At 64.5% G+C, this 25,482-nt stretch carries 22 protein-coding genes and 1 other RNA gene; 4 read left to right on the top strand and 19 right to left on the bottom strand.

Going from position 1 to position 25,482, the window contains the following annotated elements:
• Position 1 precedes the first annotated feature (1 nt).
• Positions 2-2,161 carry a putative bifunctional diguanylate cyclase/phosphodiesterase gene (locus CSQ91_RS00315; protein WP_034786602.1) on the top strand — a complete coding sequence of 720 codons (2,160 nt, stop codon included), beginning with the start codon at positions 2-4 and terminating at the stop codon, positions 2,159-2,161.
• On the opposite strand, the gene CSQ91_RS00310 is transcribed toward CSQ91_RS00315, so the two are convergent.
• The 5 genes from CSQ91_RS00310 to dnaX all read right to left on the bottom strand — a co-directional run bounded on the left by CSQ91_RS00310 (position 2,130) and on the right by dnaX (position 7,913).
• Positions 2,130-3,278 carry an esterase-like activity of phytase family protein gene (locus CSQ91_RS00310; RefSeq protein WP_099387071.1) on the bottom strand — a complete coding sequence of 383 codons (1,149 nt, stop codon included), beginning with the start codon at positions 3,276-3,278 and terminating at the stop codon, positions 2,130-2,132. The two genes, CSQ91_RS00315 and CSQ91_RS00310, sit on opposite strands and share 32 nt — an antisense overlap.
• Positions 3,279-3,378: 100 nt before the next feature.
• On the bottom strand, positions 3,379-4,599 hold the full coding sequence (locus CSQ91_RS00305; protein ID WP_099387070.1) for a CaiB/BaiF CoA transferase family protein: 1,221 nt from the start codon (positions 4,597-4,599) through the stop codon (positions 3,379-3,381).
• A gap of 7 nt (positions 4,600-4,606) precedes the next feature.
• Positions 4,607-5,197, bottom strand: a complete 591-nt coding sequence (gene recR / locus CSQ91_RS00300; RefSeq protein WP_034786598.1) for a recombination mediator RecR — start codon at positions 5,195-5,197, stop codon at positions 4,607-4,609.
• A gap of 47 nt (positions 5,198-5,244) precedes the next feature.
• Complete coding sequence (locus tag CSQ91_RS00295) at positions 5,245-5,571, bottom strand: YbaB/EbfC family nucleoid-associated protein (RefSeq protein ID WP_034759121.1); 327 nt, start codon at positions 5,569-5,571, stop codon at positions 5,245-5,247.
• 41 nt (positions 5,572-5,612) lie between these two features.
• Complete coding sequence (dnaX, locus tag CSQ91_RS00290; RefSeq protein WP_099387069.1) at positions 5,613-7,913, bottom strand: DNA polymerase III subunit gamma/tau; 2,301 nt, start codon at positions 7,911-7,913, stop codon at positions 5,613-5,615.
• Between the two features lie 56 nt (positions 7,914-7,969).
• Here dnaX and CSQ91_RS28820 point away from each other — a divergent pair, with 56 nt between their 5' ends.
• Complete coding sequence (locus CSQ91_RS28820; protein WP_180278305.1) at positions 7,970-8,122, top strand: hypothetical protein; 153 nt, start codon at positions 7,970-7,972, stop codon at positions 8,120-8,122.
• 28 nt (positions 8,123-8,150) lie between these two features.
• On the opposite strand, the gene ffs is transcribed toward CSQ91_RS28820, so the two are convergent.
• Both ffs and ubiD read right to left on the bottom strand, forming a co-directional pair.
• An RNA gene (gene ffs / locus CSQ91_RS00285) (signal recognition particle sRNA small type) lies at positions 8,151-8,249 on the bottom strand.
• 181 nt (positions 8,250-8,430) lie between these two features.
• The gene (ubiD, locus tag CSQ91_RS00280; protein ID WP_099387068.1) at positions 8,431-9,915 is read right to left on the bottom strand and encodes a 4-hydroxy-3-polyprenylbenzoate decarboxylase; all 1,485 of its coding nucleotides are present in this window, start codon (positions 9,913-9,915) and stop codon (positions 8,431-8,433) included.
• Between the two features lie 479 nt (positions 9,916-10,394).
• Here ubiD and CSQ91_RS00275 point away from each other — a divergent pair, with 479 nt between their 5' ends.
• Entirely contained in the window at positions 10,395-11,309 is a 915-nt protein-coding gene (locus CSQ91_RS00275; RefSeq protein ID WP_052140520.1) for a lytic transglycosylase domain-containing protein, read from the top strand.
• 121 nt (positions 11,310-11,430) lie between these two features.
• Here the strand turns inward: CSQ91_RS00275 and nusB are convergent, their stop codons facing one another.
• From nusB to ribBA, 3 genes are all read right to left on the bottom strand, one after another.
• Positions 11,431-11,901, bottom strand: coding sequence for a transcription antitermination factor NusB (nusB, locus tag CSQ91_RS00270; protein ID WP_034786595.1), 471 nt, complete (start codon positions 11,899-11,901; stop codon positions 11,431-11,433).
• Between the two features lie 188 nt (positions 11,902-12,089).
• On the bottom strand, positions 12,090-12,572 hold the full coding sequence (gene ribH / locus CSQ91_RS00265; RefSeq protein WP_034786791.1) for a 6,7-dimethyl-8-ribityllumazine synthase: 483 nt from the start codon (positions 12,570-12,572) through the stop codon (positions 12,090-12,092).
• Positions 12,573-12,748: 176 nt separating this feature from the next.
• Entirely contained in the window at positions 12,749-13,867 is a 1,119-nt protein-coding gene (ribBA, locus tag CSQ91_RS00260; protein WP_034786594.1) for a bifunctional 3,4-dihydroxy-2-butanone-4-phosphate synthase/GTP cyclohydrolase II, read from the bottom strand.
• A gap of 433 nt (positions 13,868-14,300) precedes the next feature.
• On the opposite strand from ribBA, the gene CSQ91_RS00255 reads away from it, so the two are divergent.
• On the top strand, positions 14,301-14,726 hold the full coding sequence (locus CSQ91_RS00255) for an OsmC family protein (protein ID WP_034786592.1): 426 nt from the start codon (positions 14,301-14,303) through the stop codon (positions 14,724-14,726).
• Here the strand turns inward: CSQ91_RS00255 and CSQ91_RS00250 are convergent.
• From CSQ91_RS00250 to pilV, 9 genes are all read right to left on the bottom strand, one after another.
• Positions 14,723-16,126, bottom strand: coding sequence for a hypothetical protein (locus tag CSQ91_RS00250; RefSeq protein ID WP_099387067.1), 1,404 nt, complete (start codon positions 16,124-16,126; stop codon positions 14,723-14,725). The two genes, CSQ91_RS00255 and CSQ91_RS00250, sit on opposite strands and share 4 nt — an antisense overlap.
• A gap of 99 nt (positions 16,127-16,225) precedes the next feature.
• Entirely contained in the window at positions 16,226-16,861 is a 636-nt protein-coding gene (locus tag CSQ91_RS00245) for a riboflavin synthase (RefSeq protein ID WP_034786589.1), read from the bottom strand.
• Between the two features lie 28 nt (positions 16,862-16,889).
• Entirely contained in the window at positions 16,890-17,963 is a 1,074-nt protein-coding gene (gene ribD, locus CSQ91_RS00240) for a bifunctional diaminohydroxyphosphoribosylaminopyrimidine deaminase/5-amino-6-(5-phosphoribosylamino)uracil reductase RibD (RefSeq protein ID WP_180278418.1), read from the bottom strand.
• A 62-nt stretch (positions 17,964-18,025) separates the two neighbouring features.
• Positions 18,026-18,613 (bottom strand): GspH/FimT family pseudopilin, encoded by a 588-nt coding sequence (locus tag CSQ91_RS00235; RefSeq protein WP_257217178.1) that lies wholly within the window; start codon positions 18,611-18,613, stop codon positions 18,026-18,028.
• Between the two features lie 9 nt (positions 18,614-18,622).
• Entirely contained in the window at positions 18,623-19,123 is a 501-nt protein-coding gene (locus CSQ91_RS00230) for a type IV pilin protein (protein ID WP_099387065.1), read from the bottom strand.
• Between the two features lie 57 nt (positions 19,124-19,180).
• The gene (locus CSQ91_RS00225; protein ID WP_099387064.1) at positions 19,181-23,086 is read right to left on the bottom strand and encodes a pilus assembly protein; all 3,906 of its coding nucleotides are present in this window, start codon (positions 23,084-23,086) and stop codon (positions 19,181-19,183) included.
• Positions 23,083-23,739, bottom strand: coding sequence for a pilus assembly PilX family protein (locus CSQ91_RS00220; RefSeq protein ID WP_099387063.1), 657 nt, complete (start codon positions 23,737-23,739; stop codon positions 23,083-23,085). Before CSQ91_RS00220 ends, CSQ91_RS00225 begins: the two co-directional genes overlap by 4 nt.
• A gap of 12 nt (positions 23,740-23,751) precedes the next feature.
• Positions 23,752-24,729 (bottom strand): PilW family protein, encoded by a 978-nt coding sequence (locus tag CSQ91_RS00215; protein ID WP_099387062.1) that lies wholly within the window; start codon positions 24,727-24,729, stop codon positions 23,752-23,754.
• On the bottom strand, positions 24,726-25,295 hold the full coding sequence (pilV, locus tag CSQ91_RS00210) for a type IV pilus modification protein PilV (RefSeq protein WP_099388504.1): 570 nt from the start codon (positions 25,293-25,295) through the stop codon (positions 24,726-24,728). Before pilV ends, CSQ91_RS00215 begins: the two co-directional genes overlap by 4 nt.
• Between the last annotated feature and the right edge of the window lie 187 nt (positions 25,296-25,482).

Here is a 25,482-nt window from a genome sequence, read left to right as displayed (position 1 = left end):
CATGACAGCGCCCCTCTCCCCTCCCCGCGGCCTGGTGCTGGTGGCCGACGACGATCCCGTGATGCGCTTGCTGATGCGGCAAATGCTCACGCAGGTGGGCCTGGACGTGATCGAGGCCGAAGACGGCGTGCAGGCCCTGGCCAGCTACAAGCACAGCGGGCCGGACCTGGTCATGCTCGACGTCGACATGCCGGCCATGGACGGCTTTGCCGTATGCCGCGAAATCCGCCACCAGGAAGTGGGCGGCACGGTGCCCATCATCATGGTCACGGGCGGCGACGAACTGGAAGCCGTCACGCGCGCCTACGAGGTGGGCGCCACGGATTTCATTTCCAAGCCCATCAACTGGCCCATCCTCGGCCACCGCGTGCTGTACGTGCTGCGCGCCAGCGACGCCATCGCCCGCCTGCGCATCGCCGACGCGCACAACCGCGCCGTGCTGGCCGCCATCCCCGACACCTTCTTCCGCCTGAACCGCGAAGGCTTTTATCTCGACTACGAACAGGGGCACGACGCCAGCGCCGGCTTTTCCCTCAGCGACTGCGTGGGCAGCCATATCCGCGACGTGCTGCCGCCCGAAATCGCCGCGCGCCTGCTGGACCAGGCGCACGCCGTGCTGGCCACGCAGCATATCGGCTCGGTCGACTACACGCTCACGCACGAAGACAGCACGCGCCATTTCGAGGCGCGCCTGGTGGCGACGGGGGCCGATGAAGTGCTGGGCCTGGTGCGCGACATCAGCGAGCGCAAGCGCACGGAGGAGCAGATCCGCCGCCTCGCCTATTGCGACAGCCTGACGGGCATCCCCAACCGCCAAGCGTTCCTGGAAACGCTGGAGCGCGAACTGGTGCGCTCGAAGGAACACGACAAGAAATTCGCCGTGCTGTTCATGGACCTCGACGCTTTCAAGCGCATCAACGACACCCTGGGACACGACGTGGGCGACCATTTGCTCAAGGTGGTGTCCGAACGCCTGCGCGAAACCATCCGCCCCAGCGACCTGGTGCTGCGCGCAGAGTATGAACTCGACGGCATCTCCGGCGGCAGCAACCTGGCGCGCCTGGGCGGCGACGAATTCACGATCCTGATTCCCGACCTGGAGCGGGTGGAGGACGCGCTCAACGTGGCGCATCGCGTGAAAGAAGCCATGCGCCGGCCCTTCATGATCGAAGGACACGAGATTTTCGTCACGGCCAGCATCGGCATCTCGCTGTATCCGGAAGATGGCGAGGACTGCAACTCGCTGCTCAAATATGCGGACACGGCCATGTACCACGCGAAGAACTGCGGCAAGAACAACGCCAAGCTGTACAGCTCTTCGCTGACGATGGAAATCATGAGCCACGTCAAGATGGAAGTGGGCCTGCGCAAAGCCTTGCAGAACAACGAGCTGTATCTGCTGTACCAGCCGCAGATCGACGTGCCGAGCACGCAGATCGTCGGCGTGGAAGCGCTGGTGCGCTGGCGCCATCCCGAACGGGGCATCATCTCGCCCACGGAATTCATCCCGCTGGCCGAAGAGACGGGGTTGATCGTGCCGATCGGCGAATGGGTGCTGCGCACGGCGTGCAACCAGGCCAAGGCGTGGCAAAGCGACGGCGGACGCGCCATCCGCATGGCCGTGAACCTGTCGGCCAAGCAATTCAAGGATGAAAACCTGATGCAGATCGTGCTCTCGGCCCTGGCCGACACGGGCCTCGACGCGCGCCTGCTGGAACTGGAATTGACGGAAGGGACGTTGATGGACGATGCGCGCGCCACCATGGTAACCCTGGAGCAATTGCGCGGCATCGGCGTGTACCTGTCGATCGACGACTTCGGCACGGGATATTCTTCAATGAATTACCTGAAACGCTTCGACGTGCGGGCCTTGAAGATCGACAAGAGTTTTATTGCCGGCTTGCCGCAGGATACGGAAAACGCGGCCATCACGCGCGCCATCATCGCCATGGCGCATGGCTTGAAGATGGTGGTGGTGGCCGAGGGCGTGGAAACGGACGAGCAACTGCTGATGCTGGAAGAATACGGCTGCGACATGGCGCAGGGATACTTCCTGGGCCACCCGTCGCCGCACGACACGATCACGGCCATGCTGGCCAGGCAGAGGGGCCAGCTGGCCAGCGTGGAAACTAGAGCACTTCGAAGGCAAGGATTTGCGTGACTTGCTGGGCGTTGAAATTATCGTCGGAAATCATCACCAGGCTGCGGCGGCCGTTTTCCAGACGCAGCCCCCAGCTGATGCCTTCGATATTGTCGACTCTTTCAAGGCCGGTCTTTTCCAGGTCCAGCAGCAATCGCTTGCGCGCCGGCACATAGCTGGCGCCCGCCAGCGCCGGGATGGCCTGGATATCGGTGGCACCCTGCGTTTCCATCTCGTAGATGCGCACGTGATTCGTGTAGAGGCCGTCGGCGTGTTCCACGCCGGCCCGCTCCACCACCAGCAGTTGGTGATCGTTGACGGCGAGGATTTCCGACACGCCATTGTCCGCTTCCTTCCCCGGCGCGGGCCGCGACGCCACGGGCTCAATCGGATACGCGTACTGGCCCAGCACGGTGCCGGCGCGGTCCAGGCGCGTGATGCGCACGACGGAGCCGTGGTCCGGCGTGGCCAGCGGAGCATCCTGGTACAGGGCCGCTTCCATGCCCAGCCACAGGCTCTTGCCATCCGACGAAAACGACAGCGCTTCAAAGCTCATGTTATTGCGCGAACCGATTTCATCCTTCGCAACCTTGAACATGGCCGGCGTGGGCAAGGTGGCCAGGTAGTGGCCACCACTATCGGCATGCCGCACGAAGGGGTCCAAGCCCACCTTGCGGTTGCCTTCGCTGCCGTACCACAGGCTGCCGTCCTGGGGATCGACGCGGATGGTTTCGATGTCGGGCACCTGGTCGCCCTGCTCCAGCTTTGCATGCGCCAGGTTCGGATAGCGGCTGCCGTCGGGCTGCGTGAAGAAATGCACGCTGGCCAGGGTCACGCCCGTAAACGCCTTGCTGTCATAGGCCAAGGTGGCGCGGTAGAAGCGGGCCGGATTGATTGCCGAGCGGTCATCGCTTTCCATCACCCAGCTGTTATTGGCCGCATCGTAATCGAGGCCGGACAAGCCGCCCACCGTCGTGCCCTCGAACGGGTATTTCAAGGCGATGCGCTGTTCGCCGATCAGGCGCAAGCCCGTGACCGGCGCATCGTGGGGGAAGCTGGCGCAGGCGGAGAGGAGGATGGAGATGGCCAGCGCGGGGATCAGACGCGCACGGGGGGCGCGGAGGGACGACTGCTTCACGATATTCCTTAATAAAACCCAAAGGACACAATCCGGGGTCGGACCCTGAGGGTCCGACCCCAGCCCTTGCCTGGGGTCAAGATGATTTACCAAGCTAAACCTACACCACCCCATCCGCCTTGAGCCGCGCGATGGCGGCCGCGTCAAACCCCAGCGACGCCAGCACCTCGTCGTTGTGCTGGCCCAGGGTCGGCCCCAGCCATTGCGTCTTGCCCGGCGTGGCGGACAGTTTCGGGCTGATCGCGGGCAATTTCACGGGCGTGCCGTCGGCGAAATGGTGTTGTTCAAACATGTCGCGGGCGAGAAATTGCGGGTCGCTCAGCATGTCGCGCACCGAGTAGATTTTACCGGCCGGTACGTCGGCTGCCTTCAGCACGGCCAGCGCGCTGTCTATCGTGTGCGTGGCGCACCAGGCGCCGATGGCGTCGTCGATTTCCTGCGTGCGCGCCACCCGGCCGTCGTTGCGCGCCAGTTGCGGGTCGCCCGCCATGTCGATGCGGCCCATGGCCAGCATCAAGCGCTTGAAGATGGCGTCGCCATTGCCCGCGATGACGATGTTTTCGCCGTCGCCCGTCGTGTAGGTATTCGAGGGTACGATGCCGGGCAGGGAGCCGCCCGTTCGCTCGCGCACCACGCCCGCCTGGTCGTATTCGGGCACCAAGGACTCCATCAGGTTGAACACGGATTCGTACAGGGCCACGTCGACCATCTGCCCTTCCCCGTGCTCGCGCCCACCCGTCACGTCGCGGTGGCGCAGGGCCATCATGGCGCCGATCACGCCGTGCAGGGCCGCCACGGAGTCGCCGATCGACACGCCCACGCGCACGGGCGGGCGGTCGGCAAAGCCGGACACGTAGCGCAAGCCGCCCATGGATTCGCCGATGGCGCCGAAACCGGGCAAGTCCTTCATCGGTCCCGTCTGGCCAAAACCGGACAGGCGCACCATGATGAGCGACGGTTTCTCTTTCTTGAGCTGCTCGTAGCCGAGATCCCACTTTTCCAGCACGCCGGGGCGGTAGTTCTCGATGATGATGTCCGCTTCCAGGGCCAGCTGGCGCGCGATGGCGCGGCCCTCGGGCGACTTCAGGTTCAAGGTGATGCTTTTCTTGTTGCGTGCCTGCACCGACCACCACAGCGAGGTGCCGTCTTTCAGCACGCGCCAGGTACGGATGGGGTCGCCGCCATCGGGCGACTCGATCTTGATCACGTCGGCGCCGAATTCGGCCAGCATGCGGGCACAGAACGGCCCCGCGATCAGGGTGCCCAGTTCCAGCACTTTAATGCCTTGCAGTGGACCAGTGGTCGCGGAGGATGTTGTCATGTTGTGCTCAGGTTGCCCTGCGGTCGAGCATCGCGCGGGCAATCGTGCCCGCGTCGACGTATTCCAGTTCGCCGCCCACGGGCACGCCGCGGGCCAGGCGGCTCACGCGCAAGCCCCGCGCCTTCAGCATTTCGCTGATGTAGTGGGCCGTCGCTTCGCCTTCATTCGTGAAATTGGTGGCCAGCACCACTTCGCCGACCACGCCATCGTTGGCGCGGTTCAGCAATTTTTCGAGGTGGATATCTTTCGGGCCGATGCCGTCCAGCGGAGAGAGTCGCCCCATGAGGACGAAATACAGGCCCTTGTAGGTGAGCGTCTGCTCGATCATCAGCTGGTCGGCGGGCGTTTCCACCACGCACAGCAAGCGCTTGTCGCGCTCTTCGTCGAGACAGGTCTCGCATACTTCGTGTTCGGTAAACGTATTGCACAGGCCGCAGTGATGCACGGCATCGACGGCCTGGAACAGGGCGCGCGACAGCATGGCCGCGCCTTCCCTATCGTGCTGCAACAAATGAAACGCCATCCGCTGCGCCGACTTGGGGCCGACGCCGGGCAGGCGCCGCAGCGCCTCGGTCAGGAATTCAAGCGACTTGGACATGGATCAACCTTGCCCCGTGCCATAGATCGAGCGCATGCGGTCTTGCATCAGAATGGCATTTTGAAGCCGGCTGGCAAGTTCATGCCGCCAGTCAAGCCCGCCATTTTTTCCGCAGACGTCGCTTCCGCCTTGCGCACGGCGTCGTTGAAGGCGGCGGCCACCAGGTCTTCCAGCATGTCCTTGTCGTCAGCCAGCAGCGACGGGTCGATGGACACGCGCTTGACGTCGTTCTTGCACGTCATGACGATTTTGACGAGGCCGGCACCGGACTGGCCTTCCACTTCCACCAGCGCCAGTTGTTCCTGGGCCTTTTTCATGTTGTCTTGCATTGCTTGCGCCTGTTTCATCAGGCCAGCCAGTTGATTTTTCATCATGAGAATGCTCCGTTCAATTCAGTTTGTGAGTGTGTTAATCATCAATGCAGGGTCGGCGCGGCGGAGCCGGCCGGTGCAGGGGTAATCGTTCCCGGCACAACAAAAGCGTCGAATGCACGCTTCATGTCGAGCACGAAGGGATCGCTGGCGATGGTTTCTTCCGCTTGCAGCTGGCACGCCTCGCGGTGGGCCTGCGCTTCCGCGCTGGCCGTATACCAGACAGCGCCCAGTTCCGTATCGACATTGACCTTGCGGCCGAAGCGCTCGCTCAGCACGGCAGCCAGTTTTTCCACGTTGGCCGGACTGCGCCACGTGTCGATCGGCACGCGCAGGCGGAACGTGGTGCTGTGACCGTCGTGCAGGCACTCGATCAGCTCGGCCTGCACGGCCAATTGCTGGGCTATGCCGCGCAGGGGCAGCACGGCGGCGACGGCCGGCCAGTTGCCATCCCAGTCCAGGCCAGGCACGGGCGTGATCACATACGGTCCGCTGGGGGCGGCTTGCTTGGCGGCACGCTGCGGCATGATGACGGCCGGCTGCTCGCTGCTCTGCGCGGCGGGCGCCGACACGGCCGCGGAGGCGCTGTCGTCGGAAAATTCGGTGACCCACGGCGGCAAGTCGTCGTCGGCGGGCGCCTGCTGCTGTGGCGGCGCCTGGCGTACCGGTGCCGCCGCCGGTACGGATACCGGTGCTTCCATCACGGCCACGGGTGGCGCGTCGTCCCACGGCGCCGGCGCTTTCGCGGCGGCGGGCGGTGGCGGCGGAGCTGCTTGGACTGGCGCGGCCGGGGCAGCGGCGACAGGCGCCACTGCTGGTACCGGTGCGGCTGGCTTGGGCGCCGACGATGGCGCCGACGGCGCGCTACCCGGACGGCCCTTCGAGGCGGCGCGAGCCGCTTCCAGCGCCGCATTGATGGCGGCGCGCGCGGAACTGATCGGGGCGCCCGATGCTGCCGGGGCAGCCGCAGCAGGAGCAGCCGCTGGCGGCGTAGCGGGCGGCGGCGCCGTTGGTGCCGGCGCCGGTGCAGCGGCTGGCGGCGGCGGCGCTTCGCTGCGCGCCATGCTGGCGGCTGCGGCGGCGACCACGGCGGGCGGTGTCACGGCGGCGTGGCTGGCCACGCTGTTCGTGGCGGCGCGGGCGGCGGGAGCCGAAGCCCCAGCCGCGGCGCGCGCGGCGACCACGGCGGCCGGACGGTTGCCCGTGGCAGCGGCCGGTGCAGCCGGCACGCCATCGGCGCCGCCTATGCCGGGCCGAAAGGCCAGCATGCGCAGCAAGGTCATGGTAAAGCCCGCGTATTCATCGGGCGCCAGGCCCAGCTCATTGCGGCCATGCACGGCGATCTGGTAAAACAGCTGCACTTCTTCCGCGTCAAACGCGCCAGCCAGGCGCACGATGTCCGCGTATTCGGGCAAGTCCTGCGGCAAGGCGGCGGGCACGGTTTGCGCCAGCGCAATGCGATGCAACAAGGTGCCCAGGTCCTGCAGGGCGCCGTTGTAGGACAGGCTGCGCGAGGCCATCTCGTCGGCCACGGCCAGGAGATCGGCGCCATCCTGCTGCGCCAGCGCGTCGAGCAGGCGCACCAGATACGACTGGTCGAGCGCACCCAGCATGCCTTGCACGGCGTCCAGCGTGACTTCGCCAGCCGCATACGCGATGGCCTGGTCCGTCAGGGACAGCGCGTCGCGCATGGAACCGTGGGCGCCCTGGGCCAGCAGGCGCAAGGCTGGCTGTTCGAAGGCGATGCCCTCCTGCCCCAGGATATTGTCCAGGTGGCTGATGATGTGGCCGGGCGGCATCTGCTTGAGGTTGAACTGCAGGCAGCGCGACAGCACGGTCACGGGAATCTTTTGCGGGTCCGTCGTGGCCAGGATGAACTTGACGTGCTCGGGCGGCTCTTCCAGCGTTTTCAGCATGGAATTGAAAGCGTGGTTCGTCAGCATGTGCACCTCATCGATCATATAGACCTTGAAGCGCGCATTGCTTGGCGCATACACGGCTTGCTCGAGCAGCTGCGCCATTTCATCGACGCCACGGTTCGATGCCGCATCCATCTCTATATAGTCGACAAAGCGTCCCGCATCGATCGCCGTGCACGCTTCGCACACGCCGCAAGGCTGGGCCGTGATGCCGCCCGTGCCATCGGGGCCGATGCAATTGAGCGACTTGGCCAGGATGCGCGACAGGGTCGTCTTGCCGACGCCGCGCGTGCCCGTGAACAGGTAGGCGTGATGCAATCGGCCGCTGTGCAAGGCATGCGTGAGCGCGCGCACGACGTGCTCCTGGCCGACGAGCGTCTCGAAATTCTTGGGGCGGTATTTACGGGCGAGGACTTGATAGGACATGCTGAGATTTTACCATGCGATTTTGCGGGTGATCCTGCGCGGCGGGCGCAAGCCTCATGGCCGGGCCATTCAAAATGGCAAACGCGGCAAAGCAGCAATTGTATAACATGGCCAGCTGGAAATATGGAAAACACGGCAAGCCCGGCAATGCTGCGGGCCGGCAAGAAAATATGGCCGTAAAAGCAAAAAAGCTGCCTATGGCAGCTTGATTGTTGATCCTGATAAAACATTCCCGAAGGAGGCGAGCCTGATCTGCGGCACTCATGGTTAATAGCCGTGGCTGCTTCGTTCCCGACCTGACCAGGTTAGCCATGCCACGATGCGCAGGGGCCCGCCAGGGACAATTATAACCGACCTGCGCAAGATTGGGAAATTGCCGTACTGCACGCGATCATTGTATGCGTAGGCCGGCTTAGGCCGCAGGCCGTAAGCCGACACTGCTGACTACGCAGGCCCTGAACATGCAAGCGCCGCAACGTCGGGTTACGCGCAAGCGCTAACCCGACCTACTTAGCGCCTACAAACCCAGCTCTTGCCAGATGCCATCCACCCTCGCCTTCACTTCCGGCGTCATGGCGATCACCGTGCCCCACTCGCGCGTCGTTTCGCCCGGCCATTTATTCGTCGCGTCGATCCCCATCTTGCTGCCCAGGCCGCTGACTGGCGAAGCGAAGTCCAGGTAATCGATGGGCGTGTTGTCGACCAGCGTCGTGTCGCGGATGGGGTCGACCCGCGTCGTGATGGCCCAGATGACTTCTTTCCAGTCGCGGATATTCACGTCTTCATCGACCACCACGATGAACTTGGTATACATGAACTGGCGCAGGAAGCTCCACACGCCGAACATCACGCGCTTGGCGTGGCCCGCGTACTGTTTCTTGATCTGCACCACGGCCATGCGGTAGCTGCAGCCTTCGGGCGGCAGATAGAAGTCCGTGATTTCGCTGAACTGCTTTTGCAGCAGCGGCACGAACACTTCATTCAGGGCCAGGCCCAGCACGGCCGGCTCGTCCGGCGGTTTGCCTGTATACGTGGAGTGGTAGATCGGGTCGCGGCGCATGGTGATGCGGTCGATGGTAAACACGGGGAAACTGTCCTGCTCATTATAGTAGCCCGTGTGATCGCCATACGGCCCTTCCAGCGCGTGCTCGTAGCCGCTCGGATGGTTTTCATCCGGGTAGATATGGCCTTCGAGCACGATTTCGGCGGAAGCGGGCACGCGCAGCTCGCTGCCGATGGCCTTCACCAGCTCCGTGCGGCTGCCGCGCAGCAAGCCGGCGAACTGGTATTCGGACAGGCTGTCCGGCACCGGCGTGACGGCCCCTAATATAGTAGCGGGATCGGCGCCCAGCGCGACGGCGATCGGATACGGCTTGCCCTTGCTCTGGATCGCGTGCTCGCGGAAGTCCAGCGCCCCGCCCCGGTGCGCCAGCCAGCGCATGATGACCTTATTACGCCCCAGCACTTGCTGGCGGTAGATGCCCAGGTTTTGCCGCTTCTTGTTCGGGCCCTTGGTGATCACCAGGCCCCAGGTAATCAAAGGGGCGACGTCGCCGGGCCAGCAATGCTGGATCGGCAGGCGCGCCAGGTCGACGTCGTTGCCTTCCCAGACGATTTCCTGGCACTTCGCGCCGCGCAACTCCTTCGGCGACATGTCCCACACGGATTTCACCAAGGAACCGAGGCCCAGCAGATCCTTGAAATCCTTCGGCGGCTCCGGTTCCTTCAGCCGCGCCAGCACATGGCCGATCTTGCGCAACTCGCTCACATCTTCCGCGCCCATGCCCAGCGCCACGCGGCGCGTGGTGCCGAACAGATTGCCCAGCACCGGCATGTCGTATCCCGTCGGATTGTTGAACAGCAAGGCCGGTCCGCCCGCGCGCAAGGTGCGGTCGCAGACTTCCGTCATCTCCAAAATCGGTGAAATGGGGGTCGAAATGGGCTTAAGTTCACCCATTTGTTGCAGTTGAGAAATAAAATCTCGCAAATCTGAATATTTCATGTGTTTTTAATTTTTTTTGACGTCGGACGCCGTTGCTGAAGGATCTATGCCAAGTAATTGATTTTATTGGCTTTTGGCACAATGCAAGTCAAAAAATAAGACATAAAAGTAATAAAGAAACGATTCGTTAGTATTGACTTGATATAAAACGGCTTCTACAATTCGCCCAACTTGAAAGAGCACGCCGGCCCAGAGCTTGATTTTAGCGTTTCTCTTTCATTCACGGAGTCGGGGCTCCACATGACATTTTAAGGAGTGTTTTCAAAAGGCGTCTGCCTTACCCCCGGTAAAAGTTGTATTGCGACTGATCCAATACCAAAAACGGGACCGATCAGCTCAAGCAAGCAATGACGGCGTTTCTCGCACGCATCCATACGCGGCGGAAACGATGATATTTCTGATGCACGGCATTGGCAGTACCCACAACACCGCGAGACCGCGGAGGGACTGTCTGTTGACGCGACATTTCGGGGAACTCTATGACTCATCGTAGCACTGAAGCAGCTTTGCCTGCTTCAACCGTGGCTGGCCAGCCAGCGTTGGCGCGTTTGCGCGCCCGCGCACAAGCCATTTCGGCACGTGGCGTATTGACCACGGCACAACACACACTGACAGTCTTCGGCATTTCCGCCCTCGCACTGATCGCCCTGCTGATGTTCCGCCCTGACCTGGGCAAGCAACTGACGCACAGCCTGTTCCCGCTGCCGATGGCAGAGGCGCAAGCCGTTGAAGCACCGGCCCTGTCGGCACTGATGGAAGCGCCTGCTTCCGTGCAAACGGCCGCCAGCGACGCACCGCTGAGCAAGGAAGAAAAAGCCTTGCTGGGCACGCAAAAGCAGCAGCAATGGGTCACCAACTGGCTTTCCAAGCGCTACCGCGTAGCCAACGATGCGACCAATATGCTCGTCTCGACGGCCTACCTGACAGCCCGTGAAATCAAGCTGGACCCGCTGCTGATCCTGGCCGTGATGGCCATCGAATCGGGCTTGAACCCGTTCGCGGAAAGCCCCGTCGGCGCGCAAGGCTTGATGCAGGTCATGTCGAAAGTGCACCATGAGCGCTTCCAGGAAATGGGCGGCGTGCAGGCAGCCCTGAATCCCGTCGCCAACATCCGCGTCGGCTCCCTGATCCTGAAAGACTACGTCACGCGTGGCGGTTCCGTCGAAGCGGGCCTCAAAACCTACGTCGGCGCCGCCAACTTCGCCACCGACTCGGGCTATGGCTCGCGCGTGCTGGCTGAATACCGCCGCCTGAAACAAGTGTCGGCCGGCCAGCGCGTGCCGACCACGACGCCGGTGATGGCATCGAACACGCCAGCGCCAGCCAAGGCCCCGGCAGCGGAAAGCGGCATCACCATCAAAGTATTGCCCCATAACGAGATCGCCGGCCTGTGACCCTTTAAAAGCCCTCACAGGGGCATCCAAAAAGCGGCACCCAGTAAAAAAGCCACCGCACGCAAGTGCCGGTGGCTTTTTTATTGCCCTGCAGCATCAGCCGCAGGAACTGCTGTATATATTACTTGCGCTTGTTGGCGCCCACTTCTTCCTCGCGGAATTTCACTGCCAGCTTGTCCAGCACGCCGTTCACATACTTGTGGCCATCGATACCGCCAAACGACTTGGCCAGCTCGACCGCTTCGTTGATGACGACGCGGTACGGGATTTCCATGTTGTTCTTCAGCTCGAATGCACCGATCAGCAGGATGCCGTGTTCGATGGGCGACAGTTCCGCGATATTGCGGTCGATCAAGGGTGCCATGCTTTCGCGCAGCGCCAGCGAATCCTTGATGGCGCCGTACAGCAGCACCGTGAAATGATCGCCATCGGCCTTGTCGAAACCATGCGCGGCGCGAATATTGTTCACGACGGTGGTCGCGTCTTCATTGTTCAGCAGCCACTGGTACAAGCCCTGCAGCGCAAACTCGCGCGCGCGGTGACGCGGCGTGCGGTTTTTGCTGGGATTGGCGAGCAAATTTTTCTCAGTCATGATTGTTACCTGTTCTTAAATACGTGTTCACTACAAATTCCGGCGAGACACTGCGGCGCGCTTTTAGGTAGCGCAGCCGCAATTCAAGCGTGCGTGAGAAGGATGTCAGGGCAAGGCGCGGGGCCGAAGGCAGTACGATAGTACGGCGAGGCCTTGCAACGCAGCCATGGCATTCTTATCACACGCGCTTAGTCTTCGTCGGTGTCTTGCAACTCTTCTAGCGCTTGCGCCAGATTGGCCATTTCCACTGCCACGCGTGCCGCTTCTGCTCCCTTGACCAGCATGCGCACTTCCGCCTGCTCGTCGTTTTCGGTCGTCAACACTGCGTTGGCGATGGGAATGCCGTAATCGAGACCGACGCGCGTGATGCCCGCGCCCGATTCGTTCGATACCAGCTCGAAGTGGTAGGTTTCACCGCGAATCACGGCACCCAGTGCGATCAGGGCATCGAATTGCTCGGTTTCCGCCATTTTTTGCAGAATCAGTGGGATTTCCAGGGCGCCCGGCACGGTCACGTGCAGGATATCTTCATCGGCCACGCCCAGCTTGCTCAACTCTTCCAGGCATGCCGACAGCAAGCCACCACCGACGATTTCATTGAATCGTGCCTGGACGATACCGACGCGCAAACCTTCGCCGGCAAAATTGGTTTCGTATGTTCCTACGCTCATCATATGCCTCTTTAATCTGGTGGTTCAGGGCGACATGCACATGCCGCCATCATTTAATCTACATCGACGCCTGACAAAATCGTAGCGAGCGGCAGCGAGTTGTGGTCGAGAAGCGCAACTGTACGAAGGTACAGTGAGCATCACAGGCCGCAAATCGCGACGCGCAGTAAATTTAGTTAGGCGTCCTGGCCTGGATGGCACTGAAAACCCGTCACTTCCAGGTCGAACCCGGCCATCGACGGCATCTTGCGGGGGCTGGCCAGCAATTGCATCTTGCTCACGCCCAGGTCGCGCAGGATTTGCGCGCCGATGCCGTAACTGCGCAAGTCCATGCTGGCGGCGCGGCCTTTCGGCTTGGCTTGCGGCGTATCGAGCGCGGCGAACTGGGCAAACAGCTCGCCCGACGTCTCGCCGCAGTTCAGCAAGACCATCACGCCCCGCTCGGCCTGCTTGATGGCGGCCATCGAGGCAGCCACCGTCCACGAGTGGGTGGTCGCTTCGCTTTCCAGCACGTCCAGCAGGGAAACGGGCTGGTGCACGCGCACCAGGGCTTCCAGACCGGGCGCCAAATCGCCATGCACGAGGGCCAGGTGGGCCGACGCGCTGGGCTTGTCGCGGAAGGCGATCAGGCGGAATTCGCCGTGCGCCGTGTGCAAGGTGCGCTCGGCAACGCGCTCGACCAGCGATTCCGTCTGGCTGCGGTAATGGATCAGGTCGGCAATCGTGCCGATTTTCAAGCCATGCTGCTCAGCAAAGACCAGCAAGTCCGGCAGGCGTGCCATGGTGCCGTCGTCCTTCATGATTTCGCAAATCACGGAGGCGGGCGTCAAGCCGGCCATGGCCGTCAGGTCGCAACCGGCTTCCGTATGGCCTGCGCGCATCAGCACGCCGCCTTTTTGCGCTTTCAGCGGGAAGATATGGCCAGGCTGGACGATATCGCTGGGCTGCGTGCCCTTGGCTACGGCCACCTGGATGGTCTTGGCGCGGTCGGCGGCGGAAATGCCCGTCGTCACGCCTTCGGCCGCTTCGATGGACACGGTGAAATTGGTGCCGTAGGCGGTGCCGTTGCGCGACGTCATCATCGACAAGTTCAGCTCGTCGCAACGCTCTTCCGTCAGGGTCAGGCAGACCAGGCCACGCGCATGCGTGATCATGAAATTGATGGCTTCAGGCGTCACGAAATCGGCGGCAAGCACCAGATCGCCTTCATTTTCCCGGTCTTCTTCATCGACCAGTATCACCATGCGGCCGGCGCGCAATTCAGCGACGATCTCTTCGGTGCTGGATATAGACATTGTTCATCCTCGTATGACGCCCGGCAAAACCTGCTGCGCGTCGGTATAGGCGGCTTGCGATGCTCACCGTACCTTCGTACGGTTGCGCTTCTCAGCCACCTCTTCCTTCCGCTCGCGACGGTTTTGCCTGGCGTTGTTAGTGAAACTAAAAACTGAAACCGAACTGAAACATCGAGTGCGAATATTCCTCAGATTTCCGGGAATTTTCTTATAACCTGCTATTTTAAAGGATTTAGCGCTTGCAGACCTGAAATAAGACAGCTTTGCGGCACGGACGCCACCGCCTGCCCTGCAAAGCGCTCATTCCCTGATCCAGCGCATACGGCGACGGCAAGGCGCGCGCCGCCGGCCTTGCAAAGAGCATAAGATCAGCCAGTCACCGCCACGGCGCTGACGCCCCACTCGCAGCGACACCCCACACAGGAGCGGCACTATGAAAACCAATGGATCGGCCATCTGGTCAGGCGGCATCAAGGATGGCAAGGGCGCCATCAGCACGCGCAGCGGCGCCTTGCAGGAATATCCCTACGGCTTTGCCAGCCGCTTCGAAGGCAAGCCCGGCACGAATCCCGAGGAATTGATCGGCGCCGCGCACGCGGGCTGCTTCACCATGGCCCTGTCGCTGATCCTTGGCGAAGCGGGCCTGACGGCGGAAAAGATGGAGACGACGGCCGAAGTCACCCTCGACAAGGTCGACGACGGTTTTGCCATCACGGCCGTCCATTTGATCCTGAAGGCAAAGATCCCCGGCGCCAGCCAGGCTCAATTCGAGGAATTGACGGGCAAGGCCAAGGCCGGCTGCCCCGTGTCGAAGCTGCTTAAAGCCAACATTACCCTGGACGCTACCCTGCAGCCCTAGATTTTCGTCACGGGCTTGACGGGTTCCACGGGGGCCACCGGCGCCACCAGCGGCAGGCGCGAGTCGCTGGCCGGCAATGGCCGGTTCATCAAACCGGGATTCAGGGCTGCATTGTTCAGGTTATAGGCGGCGATGGCCGCCGCCACGGACGGGTCTTGCGATGAAGGCGGCGGCACGGCCTGGCCCGCGTTTTGCGCAGCCAGCTCTTGCGCCTGCGCATTTTGCTGGGCCAGCCGGGCTTGCGCCGTCGCCAGGCCGGCATCGGCCTGCCCCTGCGCCGCGCGCGCCAGCGACTGCGCCCGGTCGGATGCCGCCTGGGCCGCCATCTGCGCGTCGCTGGCGGCCAGCTGCGCCCGCGCCGCATCGTCCGCCGCTGCTTGCGCCTGCTGCTGCAATCCCTGCTGCTGCACTTGCCCCTGACGCAGCTCGTCCACCCGCGCCGCTTCCTGCTGCTGCGCCTGCTGATCGGTATTGATGCGTTCGCTGTCCAGGCGTTCGGCGTCCAGGCGCTGGGCATCGACGCGCTGGTTGTCGGTGCGCTGCGTCTGCAGCAATTGCGCCGCATCGGCCGCTGATTGCGCCTGCGGCTGGGGCCGCAGTTCCTGCAAGTCCAGGTTCAGCTCCTCCGCTTCCAGTTGCTGCTGCAGTTCCAGTTGTCGCTGCGCAATGGCGGCCGTCTGCGACGGCGCTTCGTCGATGGCCTGCATCTGCTCGGCCTGCGGAGCGCTGGACGGCAGTGCTTCGCCCGTCAAATCCGCTTCGACCACGGCAGCCAGCGGGGCGCCCTGCTGCTGGGCCAGCACGGCGCCCACCTGCGCCAGCACGTCCGTTCCCTGTTGCAAGGCATCCAGGGTGGCATTGCTGTCGGCCGCATACGCGGCCTGCAAAATGACCGCATCGACATCTTCATTGCGCAAGTCGATGCCGATGCGGGCCAGCTGCGCTTGCGTGAGCAAGCTGCCGTCCTGCGCCAGCGCGGCGGCCGCATCCGTCGTGCCGTCGCCCGACAGCAAATCGTAGCGCTGCGCCAGGCTGCCCGGCGCATCGCCGGCCGTCGCCAGCTGGCTGGCATCGATGCCGCTCGTTTGCAGCTGGGCGAACGATTCCGTCAACTGCCGAGCCAGCGCCAGCAAGTCGTCATTGACATTCACTGGAGTAGTTGCCGCCCTGGCCTCTTCCGTGGCGCCCTGCAAAGCCAGCAGTTGCCGGCGCGACAAGGCCACGCCGGACAGGAACTGGCCCAGCGGGGAGATGTCGACCTGGGTCGATGACAGGATGGCAAGAGCAGCCGCCGCGCTGGAAGGCGGCACGGGCAGTACAGGCGGCAGCGGCGCCGTTGCGCCCACGCGGGACGTGGCCGGGATGGTGTTGGGCACGGTTGCGCGCGAAATCGGGTCCATGGCTAGCCTCCACTGCGGAAAGCTTCATAGTATGCGCGTCTGAAAGAAAAGCAACACACGCTTGGCAGGGCAGCGAGTGTGTTGCTTCAAGCTGTAGTGTTAAGCGGCAGCCTTGTCCAGCGACAGCATGCGTTCGACGTAGCGGGCGATCAGGTCGATTTCCAGGTTGACCTTGCCATCGACCGTCAAGTGTTTCAGGGTCGTCATGGCGATCGTGTGCGGGATCAGGTTGATCGAGAAGCGGCAGCCGTTGACGGCGCCCGCGCCCAGGTCTTCCACGCGGTTGACGGTCAGGGACACGCCATTGACGACGACGGAACCCTTGAAGGCCAGGTATTTCGCCAGCTCGTGCGGCGCCTCGATCACCAGTTCCCACGATTCGCCCACGGCTTCGAACTTGCGCACGATGCCCAGGCCGTCGACGTGGCCGGAGACCAGATGGCCACCCAGGCGCTCGGCCAGGGTCAGGGCTTTTTCCAGGTTCACTTCCGTGGTGGTATCGAGGCCCACGGTGCAATTGAGGCTTTCGCGCGAGACATCGACGGCAAAACCCGTGTCCGACTTTTCCACCACCGTCATGCAGGCGCCATTGATGGCGATCGAATCGCCCAGGGCCACGTCAGCCAGCGGCAAGCCGCCCGCGTGGATGTTCAGGCGCACGCCTGCATCGAGGCCGCCGTCGAGCGGTTGCACGGTTTCAATCTTGCCGATGGCGGCAACAATTCCTGTAAACATGAACTAACCCTATAAAAGTATGAAAGTATTAATTGCGCTGGGCGAATCTTGCAAGGATACGCAAATCTTCGCCCACTTGCTGAACCTGGTGAAATTGCAAAGTGTGCTGCTGCTTGATATCCGTCAATGGGGGCAAGGCAAACATGCCTTGCGCATCGCCCAGCAAGGTCGGCGCCAGGTAGACCAGCAGCTCGTCGACGCAGCCTTCGCGGATCAGCGAGCCGTTCAGTTTGGAACCGGCCTCAACGTGGACTTCATTGCATTGCCGGCGTCCCAGTTCCAGCATCAGCGCGGCCAGGTCGACCTTGCCGGCCGCGTTCGGCAGCATGATGACTTCCGCGCCGAGCGCCTGCAACTGCGCTTCCTTTTCCGGGTTGGCCACGGCCGCAACGATCCACGTGCCGCCCCCTTGCAGGATGCGCGCGTCGGGGCTGATGTCGAGCCGGCTGTCGACGACGATGCGGCGCGGCTGGCGCGGCGTCTCGACGGCGCGCACGTTCAATTGCGGATCGTCCGCCTTGACGGTGCCGATGCCCGTCAGGATGGCGCAGGCGCGCGCGCGCCAGGCGTGGCCGTCGGCGCGCGCTTGCGGCCCGGTGATCCACTGGCTTTGCCCGTTGTGCAAGGCTGTCATGCCGTCCAGGCTGGCTGCCGTTTTCATGCGCACCCACGGCTTGCCGCGCTGCATGCGCGAAAAGAAGCCGATATTCAATTCATATGCCTCGTCGGCCAGCACGCCCGTGGTGACGGCGATGCCGGCCGCCTCCAGCTTGGCCAGTCCCTGCCCCGCCACTAGCGGGTTCGGGTCCGTCATGGCGGCCACGACGCGCCCCAGCCCCGCGCGCACGAGCGCATCGGAGCATGGCGGCGTGCGGCCGTGGTGGTTGCACGGTTCCAGGGTGACATAGGCGGTGGCGCCGCGCACATCGTTGCCGCGCGCCGCCGCATTGGCCAGCGCTTGTACTTCGGCATGATCCTGCCCGGCCGCCTGCGTCACGCCGGCGCCGATCACCTGGCCATCCCTGACGATCACGCAGCCGATGCGGGGATTGGGCGAGGTCGTGTACAAACCGCGCGCCGCCCATTCCAGCGCCAGGCGCATGCCATCGATATCGTTGAGTATTTCCACGGGCTTCTTTGCTAGTGAGTGATAGGTGAGTCGGGTTACGAACTGTCGGCCACGCCGCTGCAATTGGCCGGCTGCTGCTGCGGGTCGCACACGCGCACCCTGCCCAGCATATTGATTTTAATATGCCGTACCTGCTTTCCCAAAGCCAGGGACAAGGTACCCCAGCGCGCCGCCAGGCTATTGGTCGCGCTGCAACTGCGTCCTGCGCCATTGTAGGCGATATAAAACGGCGCCGTGGCCGACGAAAACGCGAACTGGGCCGTGATGCCCGCCGGCAGCGGCCCCTGGCGGAACAGCAATTCGTCATCGCCATCGAACGCCAGGTTGGCATTGCGGTCGATGAATATCAGCCAGCCCTTACGCCAGTCCACGCCACCGGCGCCGGCCGGCATCAGCAGCACGCGCTGTCCCCGCGCCATCGCCTCTGCCCGCGTCAATTCGATGGCCGAAAACAAGTCCGTGGCCGCCGCGCGCACCTGCTGACGTGCCAGCACCTGCTGCAGGCTGGGCATGGCAGCGGCCGCCAGCAACGCGGCAATCGCCAGCACGGCCAGCAATTCAGGCAGGGTATGCCCGACGGTGTCCCCGAAGGCGTGCCCAATCCGCGGTGAGCACTTGTGCATGGCCGTGGCCTAGGGCCAGCAGTGGCTGGACGGGCCGCTGCTGCCGCGCTGACCCGTGCTGCTCAAGGACAACACGCCGCAATCGGCATCCTGGAAATGCGCATCGACCTTGGACGTGCCCGGCATCGCGCGCAACAGCACGCATTGCCCGATCGCCAGGCCGGGACAAGCCAGCGCCTCGATTTCATACGCGCTGCCGGCCGCGCCCCCGTCGCCAGACCACCATGGAAACTGCTGCACTTGCGACGACGGCGACGCGGAGGAAAATGCCAGATAGCGGTTGTTTTGCGAATAATAGCGCTCCTGCTGCTGCATCAGCCGCAGCAGGGCCGCCTGTCCCTGCACCCGCTTGGCGCGCACGACATGGCCGTGATAGGCGGGCACGGCCAGCGCCAGCAACAGGCTCATGATCGCCAGCGCGGACAGCAGTTCGATCAGGCTGAAGCCCCGTGTGGCAGCAGGAGCACCACCGTTTGCAGCGGGACCGTTCTGGCTTGCTACCACGCCCATATGACCTCCCGTCTTTCCTGAAATCGCCGCCGATGCGATGCGCCAGCCTCACTGGGCCTATTTTTTCTTGGCCGCCTCGTGCAATTCGCGCCAGTTCGCCACTTCGCGCCAACTGAGGCGCCGGGCCGGCAGCGGTGCGCTGACGACCTTGAGTCCCGTTCCACTGGCTGCGCCAGGCAAGCCAGGCTGCAGCACCGCCAGTTCCTTGCGCCCCTCGGCCCGCCCCGTCGCCGTCGCGGCACCCACCGTGCTGTTCAATTCCAGCGCCAGCGGCGGCGCGCGCGCCAGGCCGTCGAACAAGCGCCCCGTCTGCGCACCCGCCTGCACGACACCGGCGCCATCGGCGGCAAAGCCGCTCAGCACATCAAGCACGTACAGGCGCGTGGCCGGCTTGGCGCAAGGATCGCGCCCGGGCAGGACGGTGTTGAACAGCAACTTGCCGGCGGCCAGTACGGGACTGTTGATGCTGCGTTCACCCGTTTGAGCGGTATTGAGGAAATCGAGGTACCAGCCGCGCATGGCGTCGCTGCCTGTATAGCGCAGCTCGGCGCCATCGACGCGCACGCCGCCCACCGCCTCACCCAGGCCGCGCTGTTCCAAATCAGCCCGGCTGCGCGTGGGAGACGACTCCCGCAAGTCGTCATGCACGGCATAAAACGATTGCGACAAAAAGGCGGAAGGTGAGGTATCGGCCGCTTCGACCAGTTTGCCCGTGCCGAACAGCAGCAGATAGCCGCCACCGGGCGCGTAGGCCACGTTCAGCTGCTGCGTCACGGGCTGGCGCCTGCCCTGCGCATCGCGCGCGACAAAGACGAGCTTGCGTCCTGCCCCCTCTTTCCACGGCGGCCCGCCAGCCATGTCGAGGCGCCAGATATTGCCCTGCAAATCGCCCGCATATAGATAAGCCAGCGCGCCGTCGCCGCCCGGCACCACGACGGGCGGACCCAGCGCGTGGGGCATGGCGTCAGCGCCCGCGTTCGCGCCCGCATCAGTGTCATGGCCGCCATCGCCACCACCACCGCTGGCCACCGGCACCTTGAGGCGGAAGTAATTACTTCCCAACACCCAAGGCGTGCCGGGCGCCTTGTCCAGCGCCAGCAGGAAAATGGCGGCGGCCGATGCGGGCGCCGTCGTGTCCTTGCCATCATCCACCTGGTTGTTGTAGCCGCTGGCGACGATGGCAAAATCGCGGTAGGCTGGCGCGCCCTCCTTGCCGCCCATGTTGATGCGGGCAAAGCTGGGCGGCGCGCGCACGTTGCCCATGAGCCTGTCGTCACGGTCCGTAAACTCCCACAGCGCTCCGTCTTGCGCGAAGCGGGCCGGATCCGTGATGTCGAGCGCAAACACGCCTTGCGCCCCGCCACCCATGCCCGATACCAGTACCGTCTTCCAATGCCCCAGCGCCAGCACTTCCGCCGTGGCCGCCGCACCATCGAGCAGCGGGCCGGGGCTGTAGTGAGTACTCGCAGCGGCTGGCGCAAGGTGCAGCAGCGCTTGCGGCAGATAGGCAAACAATTCGCTGCCCGTGCGCGCATCGTAGGCATGCAGCAAGCCATCGTTGGCGCCCAGGTACAGCATTTTGCGCCGCTGCAACAGCGCCTTGCGGTGCAAGCCATAGCCTGCCCCCGGCATGCCCAGCCCCGGTGCGCCCACGTACAGCAAATTGCCATGCGGCGCGGCTCCCAGGCTGCCTGTGCGGCGGCGCAGGAAGCCGCCCGGCTGGCCTACCTCATACGTGCGCTGGCCCAGCAGATACGCCAGGCGCGCTTCCCCTCGTCCATCGCCGCCGTCGAATGCGCCGCGCTGCTCCGTATCGAGCCGCTTCCAGGCCAGCGGCATCAGGGCGCCCTTGGCGTCGAGCGTGTAGACGGGACGCAAGGCCGCCGGCGTTCCATCTGGCGCGACCTGCTCCTGCCCGCCCGTGCGCCACCATGGCTTGCCGGGAAGCAGTGCGCCATCGCCCCCCACGGCAAATGCGGTGCGCGACAAGGTCATGCTGCCATCGGCCAGGCGTATCTGCGTCTGGAACCAGTAAGCCTCTTCCGTGCCGCTGGCCAGCGCCATCAGGGCCGGCCCGGCGAGCGTCGCCGGCAAGCTACCCTTGTCGGCGGCCGCAAAGGCTGCGCGCAGTCCCCCGATCAGGGCGGCCGGGTCGCTGCCGGGCAGGTAATGGGCGGGCCAGCGGCCATCCAGGCTCCACTCGCTCAGCGCGCTGCCAGTCGCGCTCTTGAAGGGGTTGGCATCGCCATTGGCATCGAGAAAGCCGCCATACTTGGCCGCCAATAACAAGGGCGTAGCGGCGGGAGTGGCGGCCGATTCGCCGGCCGGGTCGCCCTGGCGCAAGTCGCCCGCATAGTGCTCGACATTCGCCATGCCGTCGCTCTTGCCGCCGGGACGCAGGGCCTGCACATGCGACCAGTAGGCCAGTCCTGCCGCATGGTAGCTGGCGCCGCCCGCCCCCTCGGCCAGCAATTCCAGTGCCGCCAGTTCGGGCCGTGGCGCGGGATTGCCTTGCGCGCCACCGCTTTCCAGGCTGCCCACCGCATGCGTCCAGGCCATGACATCGAACGGGGGCGGCGCAAAACTGTCCGGCGCGCGGGCGCGGTCGCCGTTTGATGCGGGAGTCGCCGGGACGTTGCCGGGCACGTAGCGGTCACCCGCCATGCCCGCATCGCCGAGACTGACGACGATGTGACGCTGGCAACTGGCCGTTTGCGGGTCGCTCCATTGCGTCACGACCGGCAAGCCGTCGTCGATGGCAGGCGGTGCCGTAGCGGGTGGCACGATGGCGCTCGCTTGCCGCCCCTGCAGATAGCGCAGCGATTCGTACAGCAATTCAGCCAGCGGCGCCGCGCTGGCGTACGCGCCGGGATGCCCGGCGTTGCCACGGCCCAGGCCATTGATGTAAGCGGTCACCCCGCCGCCAGGGCTCGCGCCTTGGGCCGCAGCTTGAACCGCATACACGCCAGTGGCGGGGTGCCACTCGGCGCCGGTATTGTCTTGCGGCATAAAGTCGGGCGCCATCCAGCGCTGCTGTCCCACGTGGGCCAGCGGCGCGCGCAGCACGCCGCCATACACGGCGCCGGCGCTTGCAGGCAGGCCGTTCAAATGGCCAAACACGCCCACGCGCACCCTGCCGCCATGGCGCTGCACGGCGCCCACCGGCTTGTAGTTCTTGCCATACGCCAGGCACAAGTCGTCGCGCAGCGGCCCCTCATCAGCGTCGCACACGCGCACGCGCGCGAGGAACACGCCGTGCGTGGCGGCGGCCCCAGGCGCGTCGCAATTGCCGCCCGGAGGCAAACTGGCGTCGCCGAACAACAGGCGATTACGGCAAGAAACGATGGCCAGTTGCGCCAACGCAAATGGTGTCGCCGCCGCCACGCCAGTCTGCAAGACCTTGCGCGGGAAAAAAACGGGGTGGGCAAAAAAGTCGATGGGGCTGTCGGCATCGGGCAAATAGGCGCGCTGCAGCACCGTCTTGCGCAACTCGTCGATGACGCGGTCGCCGCCCGTCAGGGCATAGCGCACGATGTCGAGCATGCTGGCACTGGCCCAGTTGAGAAAGTTGCCGCTGAAACTATCGCCGCCGCAGCCGTGCAGCGCATCGGCCGGTTTCAGCACGGAGAAGTAAGCGGTCGCTACGCGCAAGTCCGGCAGCATGACGCCGTCCTTGCTGCGATATGGATAGCTGTAGCACATGCGGGCATGGAAATAACCTTGATACTCGCGCTGCGGCGCATAGTCGCTGCCATACGCGGCAGCGGCGGCAGCGTGCGTGAGGGACAGGTTGAGCAGCAGATTCGGCGGCACCCTGGCGCCGTGCAAGCCCGCGTCGGCCCGCGCCAATGTCACCGGGGGAGCGGCGGCAAGGACACTACGGCAAATCAGGCCAGCCACCAGCAGCCAGGCCCAGCCGGAGCAGCGCAGCGCGGACGAGAAAGCGGACGGCAAAGCCCTCATTGCCCCGCTCCAGCCGCCTGCTTGCGGTAGTAGCTTTGCAGCACGACTTGCGTGCTTTCCTGCGCACCAAAACCGATGGCCGTGATGCGGTACACATAGCTTTCCGTGGCCAGACCACTGGCCACTGCCGTGGCCTGCGCGCCGGGCGGATGAAACGGCAGCAATTCAATGAGGTAGCTGGGCCGGCGCGACGGCAGGAAACCCTGCCCCGTCTGCATGGCGGCACCCGTAAACTGGCCGTACGGCACGGTGCGGCTGCCCCCTGCGGCACCATCCAGGTCCGTGCTCAGCCAGAGTGCCGGCGCACCCGGGGCTGCCGGCAGGCACAGGCCCAGTGCTCCCCCTTCGCCGCAGCCGTCCGCAAACCCTGCCGCACTGCCAGGTGCGAAGAGGCTGCTGCGCCCCGGTGCGCCGGGCAAGCCTTCGATATCGTTTTGCGCATCCACCAATGCCTCCTCCGCCGCCTGAAACGCGATCTGCCTGTCGCGCTCGCCCCGTGCCGCCTTTTCGCCCTGCAAGGCCATCTGCGCCGCCGATATGCCCAGCAACAAGATAATCACCAGCAGGCACAGCACATACACGAGGGTGGCGCCGCCGCGGCGCCCACGAAGTGCACGACAAGGTACGCAACAGCGGACGCCCGCGCCAGCCATCGCGCCGCCCGCCTAGGCCGGCCCGTTGCGCAGCATGATGCTCGTCTGCGCCAGTTGCCGCAGCCGGGAGCGCGTTGCGGCGGGCAAGGACGCGCGCGCGATGCGCACGCCCGTGTCCCCGGCGCCGTGCGCCTCGGCATACGCCTTGCCGAACAGATCGAACTGCGCCGGCCCCAGTTCCGCCATCTTGTCCGCCTGGCCCGCCTCGCCATGCAATAGCAGCGCCACGCGCACGCTGGCCACGCGCTTCCAGTGCGTGCGCCGGTGAAAATCGCGCTGACGCGCGGCCGCGTCCGCGCCAACCAGCACCAGCGCCGCATCGTAGGCGTCGAGCGCGCTGGCGTTGACATAGCGGTTCGCCACGCCGTCGGCCGGCGTATCCGTGTCGAGGCCATACAGCACCTGGAAGCCGTCGACGCCGCGGATGATGGCGTCCGCGCCCCAGCCGTTCGCGCCACGGTATTTGCAGCGCAATTCCCCCTCGCCATCGGCACCCTGCGCTACATAGAAAATGCTCCAGCCCCGCTGCGCCTCCGTTTGCGCGGCGCCCACGCCAAAACCCGCGCAATTGAGCACGGAACCGTCGCCGCCCTCTTCCTTGCCAGCGCCGTAATAGCGCAAGGCCAGCACATCGCTGCCATGCAGGGCGCCGGGCAGCGCGCCGCTGATGCCTTCGCTGTTCTTGCCCAGGCTGCGCGCGTCGAGTCCGGCCACATTGGCGCTGTCGTCATCGGCATGGGCGACGGGCGCGGCGCTGCTATCCCAGTTCACGTACGCCGTCTGGCGCACGGCGCGGGCGATGGTATCGAGCGCATAGCGGCCGCTGTCATCCAGCCGCGCGCTGGAGGACTGGTCGCCATAGCTGCCGCTGGCCGCCAGCAACACGCTACTGGCCGCCAACATCAACAGCGCACCGAGCGACAGGGCCACCAGCAATTCCACCAGGCTCATGCCACGATGCCGGCGCCACGCGGCAGGCACGCGGTTCATGCCCCGCCTCCGCCCAGCTGGAATGCCAGCCTGGGCAGCGACTCGCCTGCCGCATTCTCCGCGGACGAGCCATCGGGCAGACGGGCGCGCCAGCCCAGCTTGATGACGATGGGCGCCCCCTTGCCGCCGCTGCAAGCCCAGTGCAAACCCTCGGCAGCGGCGTCCCACGCGGCGAGGTCCCGGCAAATGTGCAGACGCGCGCCGGGCAAGGCCGCATGCAGCCGTTGCTTCCATTCGGCGATATCGAATTGCGCCAGTTCAGCCGCACCGCAGGCGGCGGCACCGAAGCAGTCCGGCGCACCGCCGCCAGCGTCGGCGCCGTCCGCCGCCGCGTACGTCACGTTCAGGTAGGGATTGCCCGCATCGGGTCCATTCATGAGCACGCTGTTTGCGCGCATGCGCTCGGCTATGCCGGCGGCCAGTTGCACGCCCGCCGACAACAACGCCGACTCGTGGCGCGCGCGCAGGGCGTTCAGTTGCAGGATGCTGGCACCGAGCAGGCCCAGCGCCAACAGCAGCAGCGACACGAGCACCTCGACGAGGCTGCTGCCACCCGCAGGAAACATAGTGCGACCGCCATTGCGCATGCGCTACTCCCTTCCGCAGAAAGAGTCGCAAGAACAGGCGGCCCAGCTACAAGATAGGCGCGCGCAAAAAACCGGATCTGCGCTAGCGCAAACAGGAAGGCGATAAGGTGAGAAGAACAGCGTTGAATTGATCAGGCCGCTTGCCAGGCGAACGCTGGCATGGTGA

This window comes from Janthinobacterium sp. BJB301, assembly GCF_002735685.1.
GTDB lineage: Bacteria > Pseudomonadota > Gammaproteobacteria > Burkholderiales > Burkholderiaceae_D > Janthinobacterium > Janthinobacterium lividum.
The sequence above is the reverse complement of the archived record's forward strand: the minus strand, read 5'-3'. Positions and strand labels throughout refer to the sequence as shown.

Bases quoted from the DNA above. Each gene is read 5' to 3' on its own strand.
- CSQ91_RS00315 (WP_034786602.1), top strand. From the start codon at position 2: ATGACAGCGCCCCTCTCCCCTCCCCGCGGCCTGGTGCTGGTGGCCGAC.
- CSQ91_RS00305 (WP_099387070.1), bottom strand. From the start codon at position 4,599: ATGACAACATCCTCCGCGACCACTGGTCCACTGCAAGGCATTAAAGTG.
- recR (WP_034786598.1), bottom strand. From the start codon at position 5,197: ATGTCCAAGTCGCTTGAATTCCTGACCGAGGCGCTGCGGCGCCTGCCC.
- CSQ91_RS00295 (WP_034759121.1), bottom strand. From the start codon at position 5,571: ATGATGAAAAATCAACTGGCTGGCCTGATGAAACAGGCGCAAGCAATG.
- dnaX (WP_099387069.1), bottom strand. From the start codon at position 7,913: ATGTCCTATCAAGTCCTCGCCCGTAAATACCGCCCCAAGAATTTCGAG.
- CSQ91_RS28820 (WP_180278305.1), top strand. From the start codon at position 7,970: ATGGCCGGGCCATTCAAAATGGCAAACGCGGCAAAGCAGCAATTGTAT.
- ubiD (WP_099387068.1), bottom strand. From the start codon at position 9,915: ATGAAATATTCAGATTTGCGAGATTTTATTTCTCAACTGCAACAAATG.
- CSQ91_RS00275 (WP_052140520.1), top strand. From the start codon at position 10,395: ATGACTCATCGTAGCACTGAAGCAGCTTTGCCTGCTTCAACCGTGGCT.
- nusB (WP_034786595.1), bottom strand. From the start codon at position 11,901: ATGACTGAGAAAAATTTGCTCGCCAATCCCAGCAAAAACCGCACGCCG.
- ribH (WP_034786791.1), bottom strand. From the start codon at position 12,572: ATGAGCGTAGGAACATACGAAACCAATTTTGCCGGCGAAGGTTTGCGC.
- ribBA (WP_034786594.1), bottom strand. From the start codon at position 13,867: ATGTCTATATCCAGCACCGAAGAGATCGTCGCTGAATTGCGCGCCGGC.
- CSQ91_RS00255 (WP_034786592.1), top strand. From the start codon at position 14,301: ATGAAAACCAATGGATCGGCCATCTGGTCAGGCGGCATCAAGGATGGC.
- CSQ91_RS00250 (WP_099387067.1), bottom strand. From the start codon at position 16,126: ATGGACCCGATTTCGCGCGCAACCGTGCCCAACACCATCCCGGCCACG.
- CSQ91_RS00245 (WP_034786589.1), bottom strand. From the start codon at position 16,861: ATGTTTACAGGAATTGTTGCCGCCATCGGCAAGATTGAAACCGTGCAA.
- ribD (WP_180278418.1), bottom strand. From the start codon at position 17,963: ATGCGCCTGGCGCTGGAATGGGCGGCGCGCGGTTTGTACACGACCTCG.
- CSQ91_RS00235 (WP_257217178.1), bottom strand. From the start codon at position 18,613: ATGCACAAGTGCTCACCGCGGATTGGGCACGCCTTCGGGGACACCGTC.
- CSQ91_RS00230 (WP_099387065.1), bottom strand. From the start codon at position 19,123: ATGGGCGTGGTAGCAAGCCAGAACGGTCCCGCTGCAAACGGTGGTGCT.
- CSQ91_RS00225 (WP_099387064.1), bottom strand. From the start codon at position 23,086: ATGAGGGCTTTGCCGTCCGCTTTCTCGTCCGCGCTGCGCTGCTCCGGC.
- CSQ91_RS00220 (WP_099387063.1), bottom strand. From the start codon at position 23,739: ATGGCTGGCGCGGGCGTCCGCTGTTGCGTACCTTGTCGTGCACTTCGT.
- CSQ91_RS00215 (WP_099387062.1), bottom strand. From the start codon at position 24,729: ATGAACCGCGTGCCTGCCGCGTGGCGCCGGCATCGTGGCATGAGCCTG.
- pilV (WP_099388504.1), bottom strand. From the start codon at position 25,295: ATGTTTCCTGCGGGTGGCAGCAGCCTCGTCGAGGTGCTCGTGTCGCTG.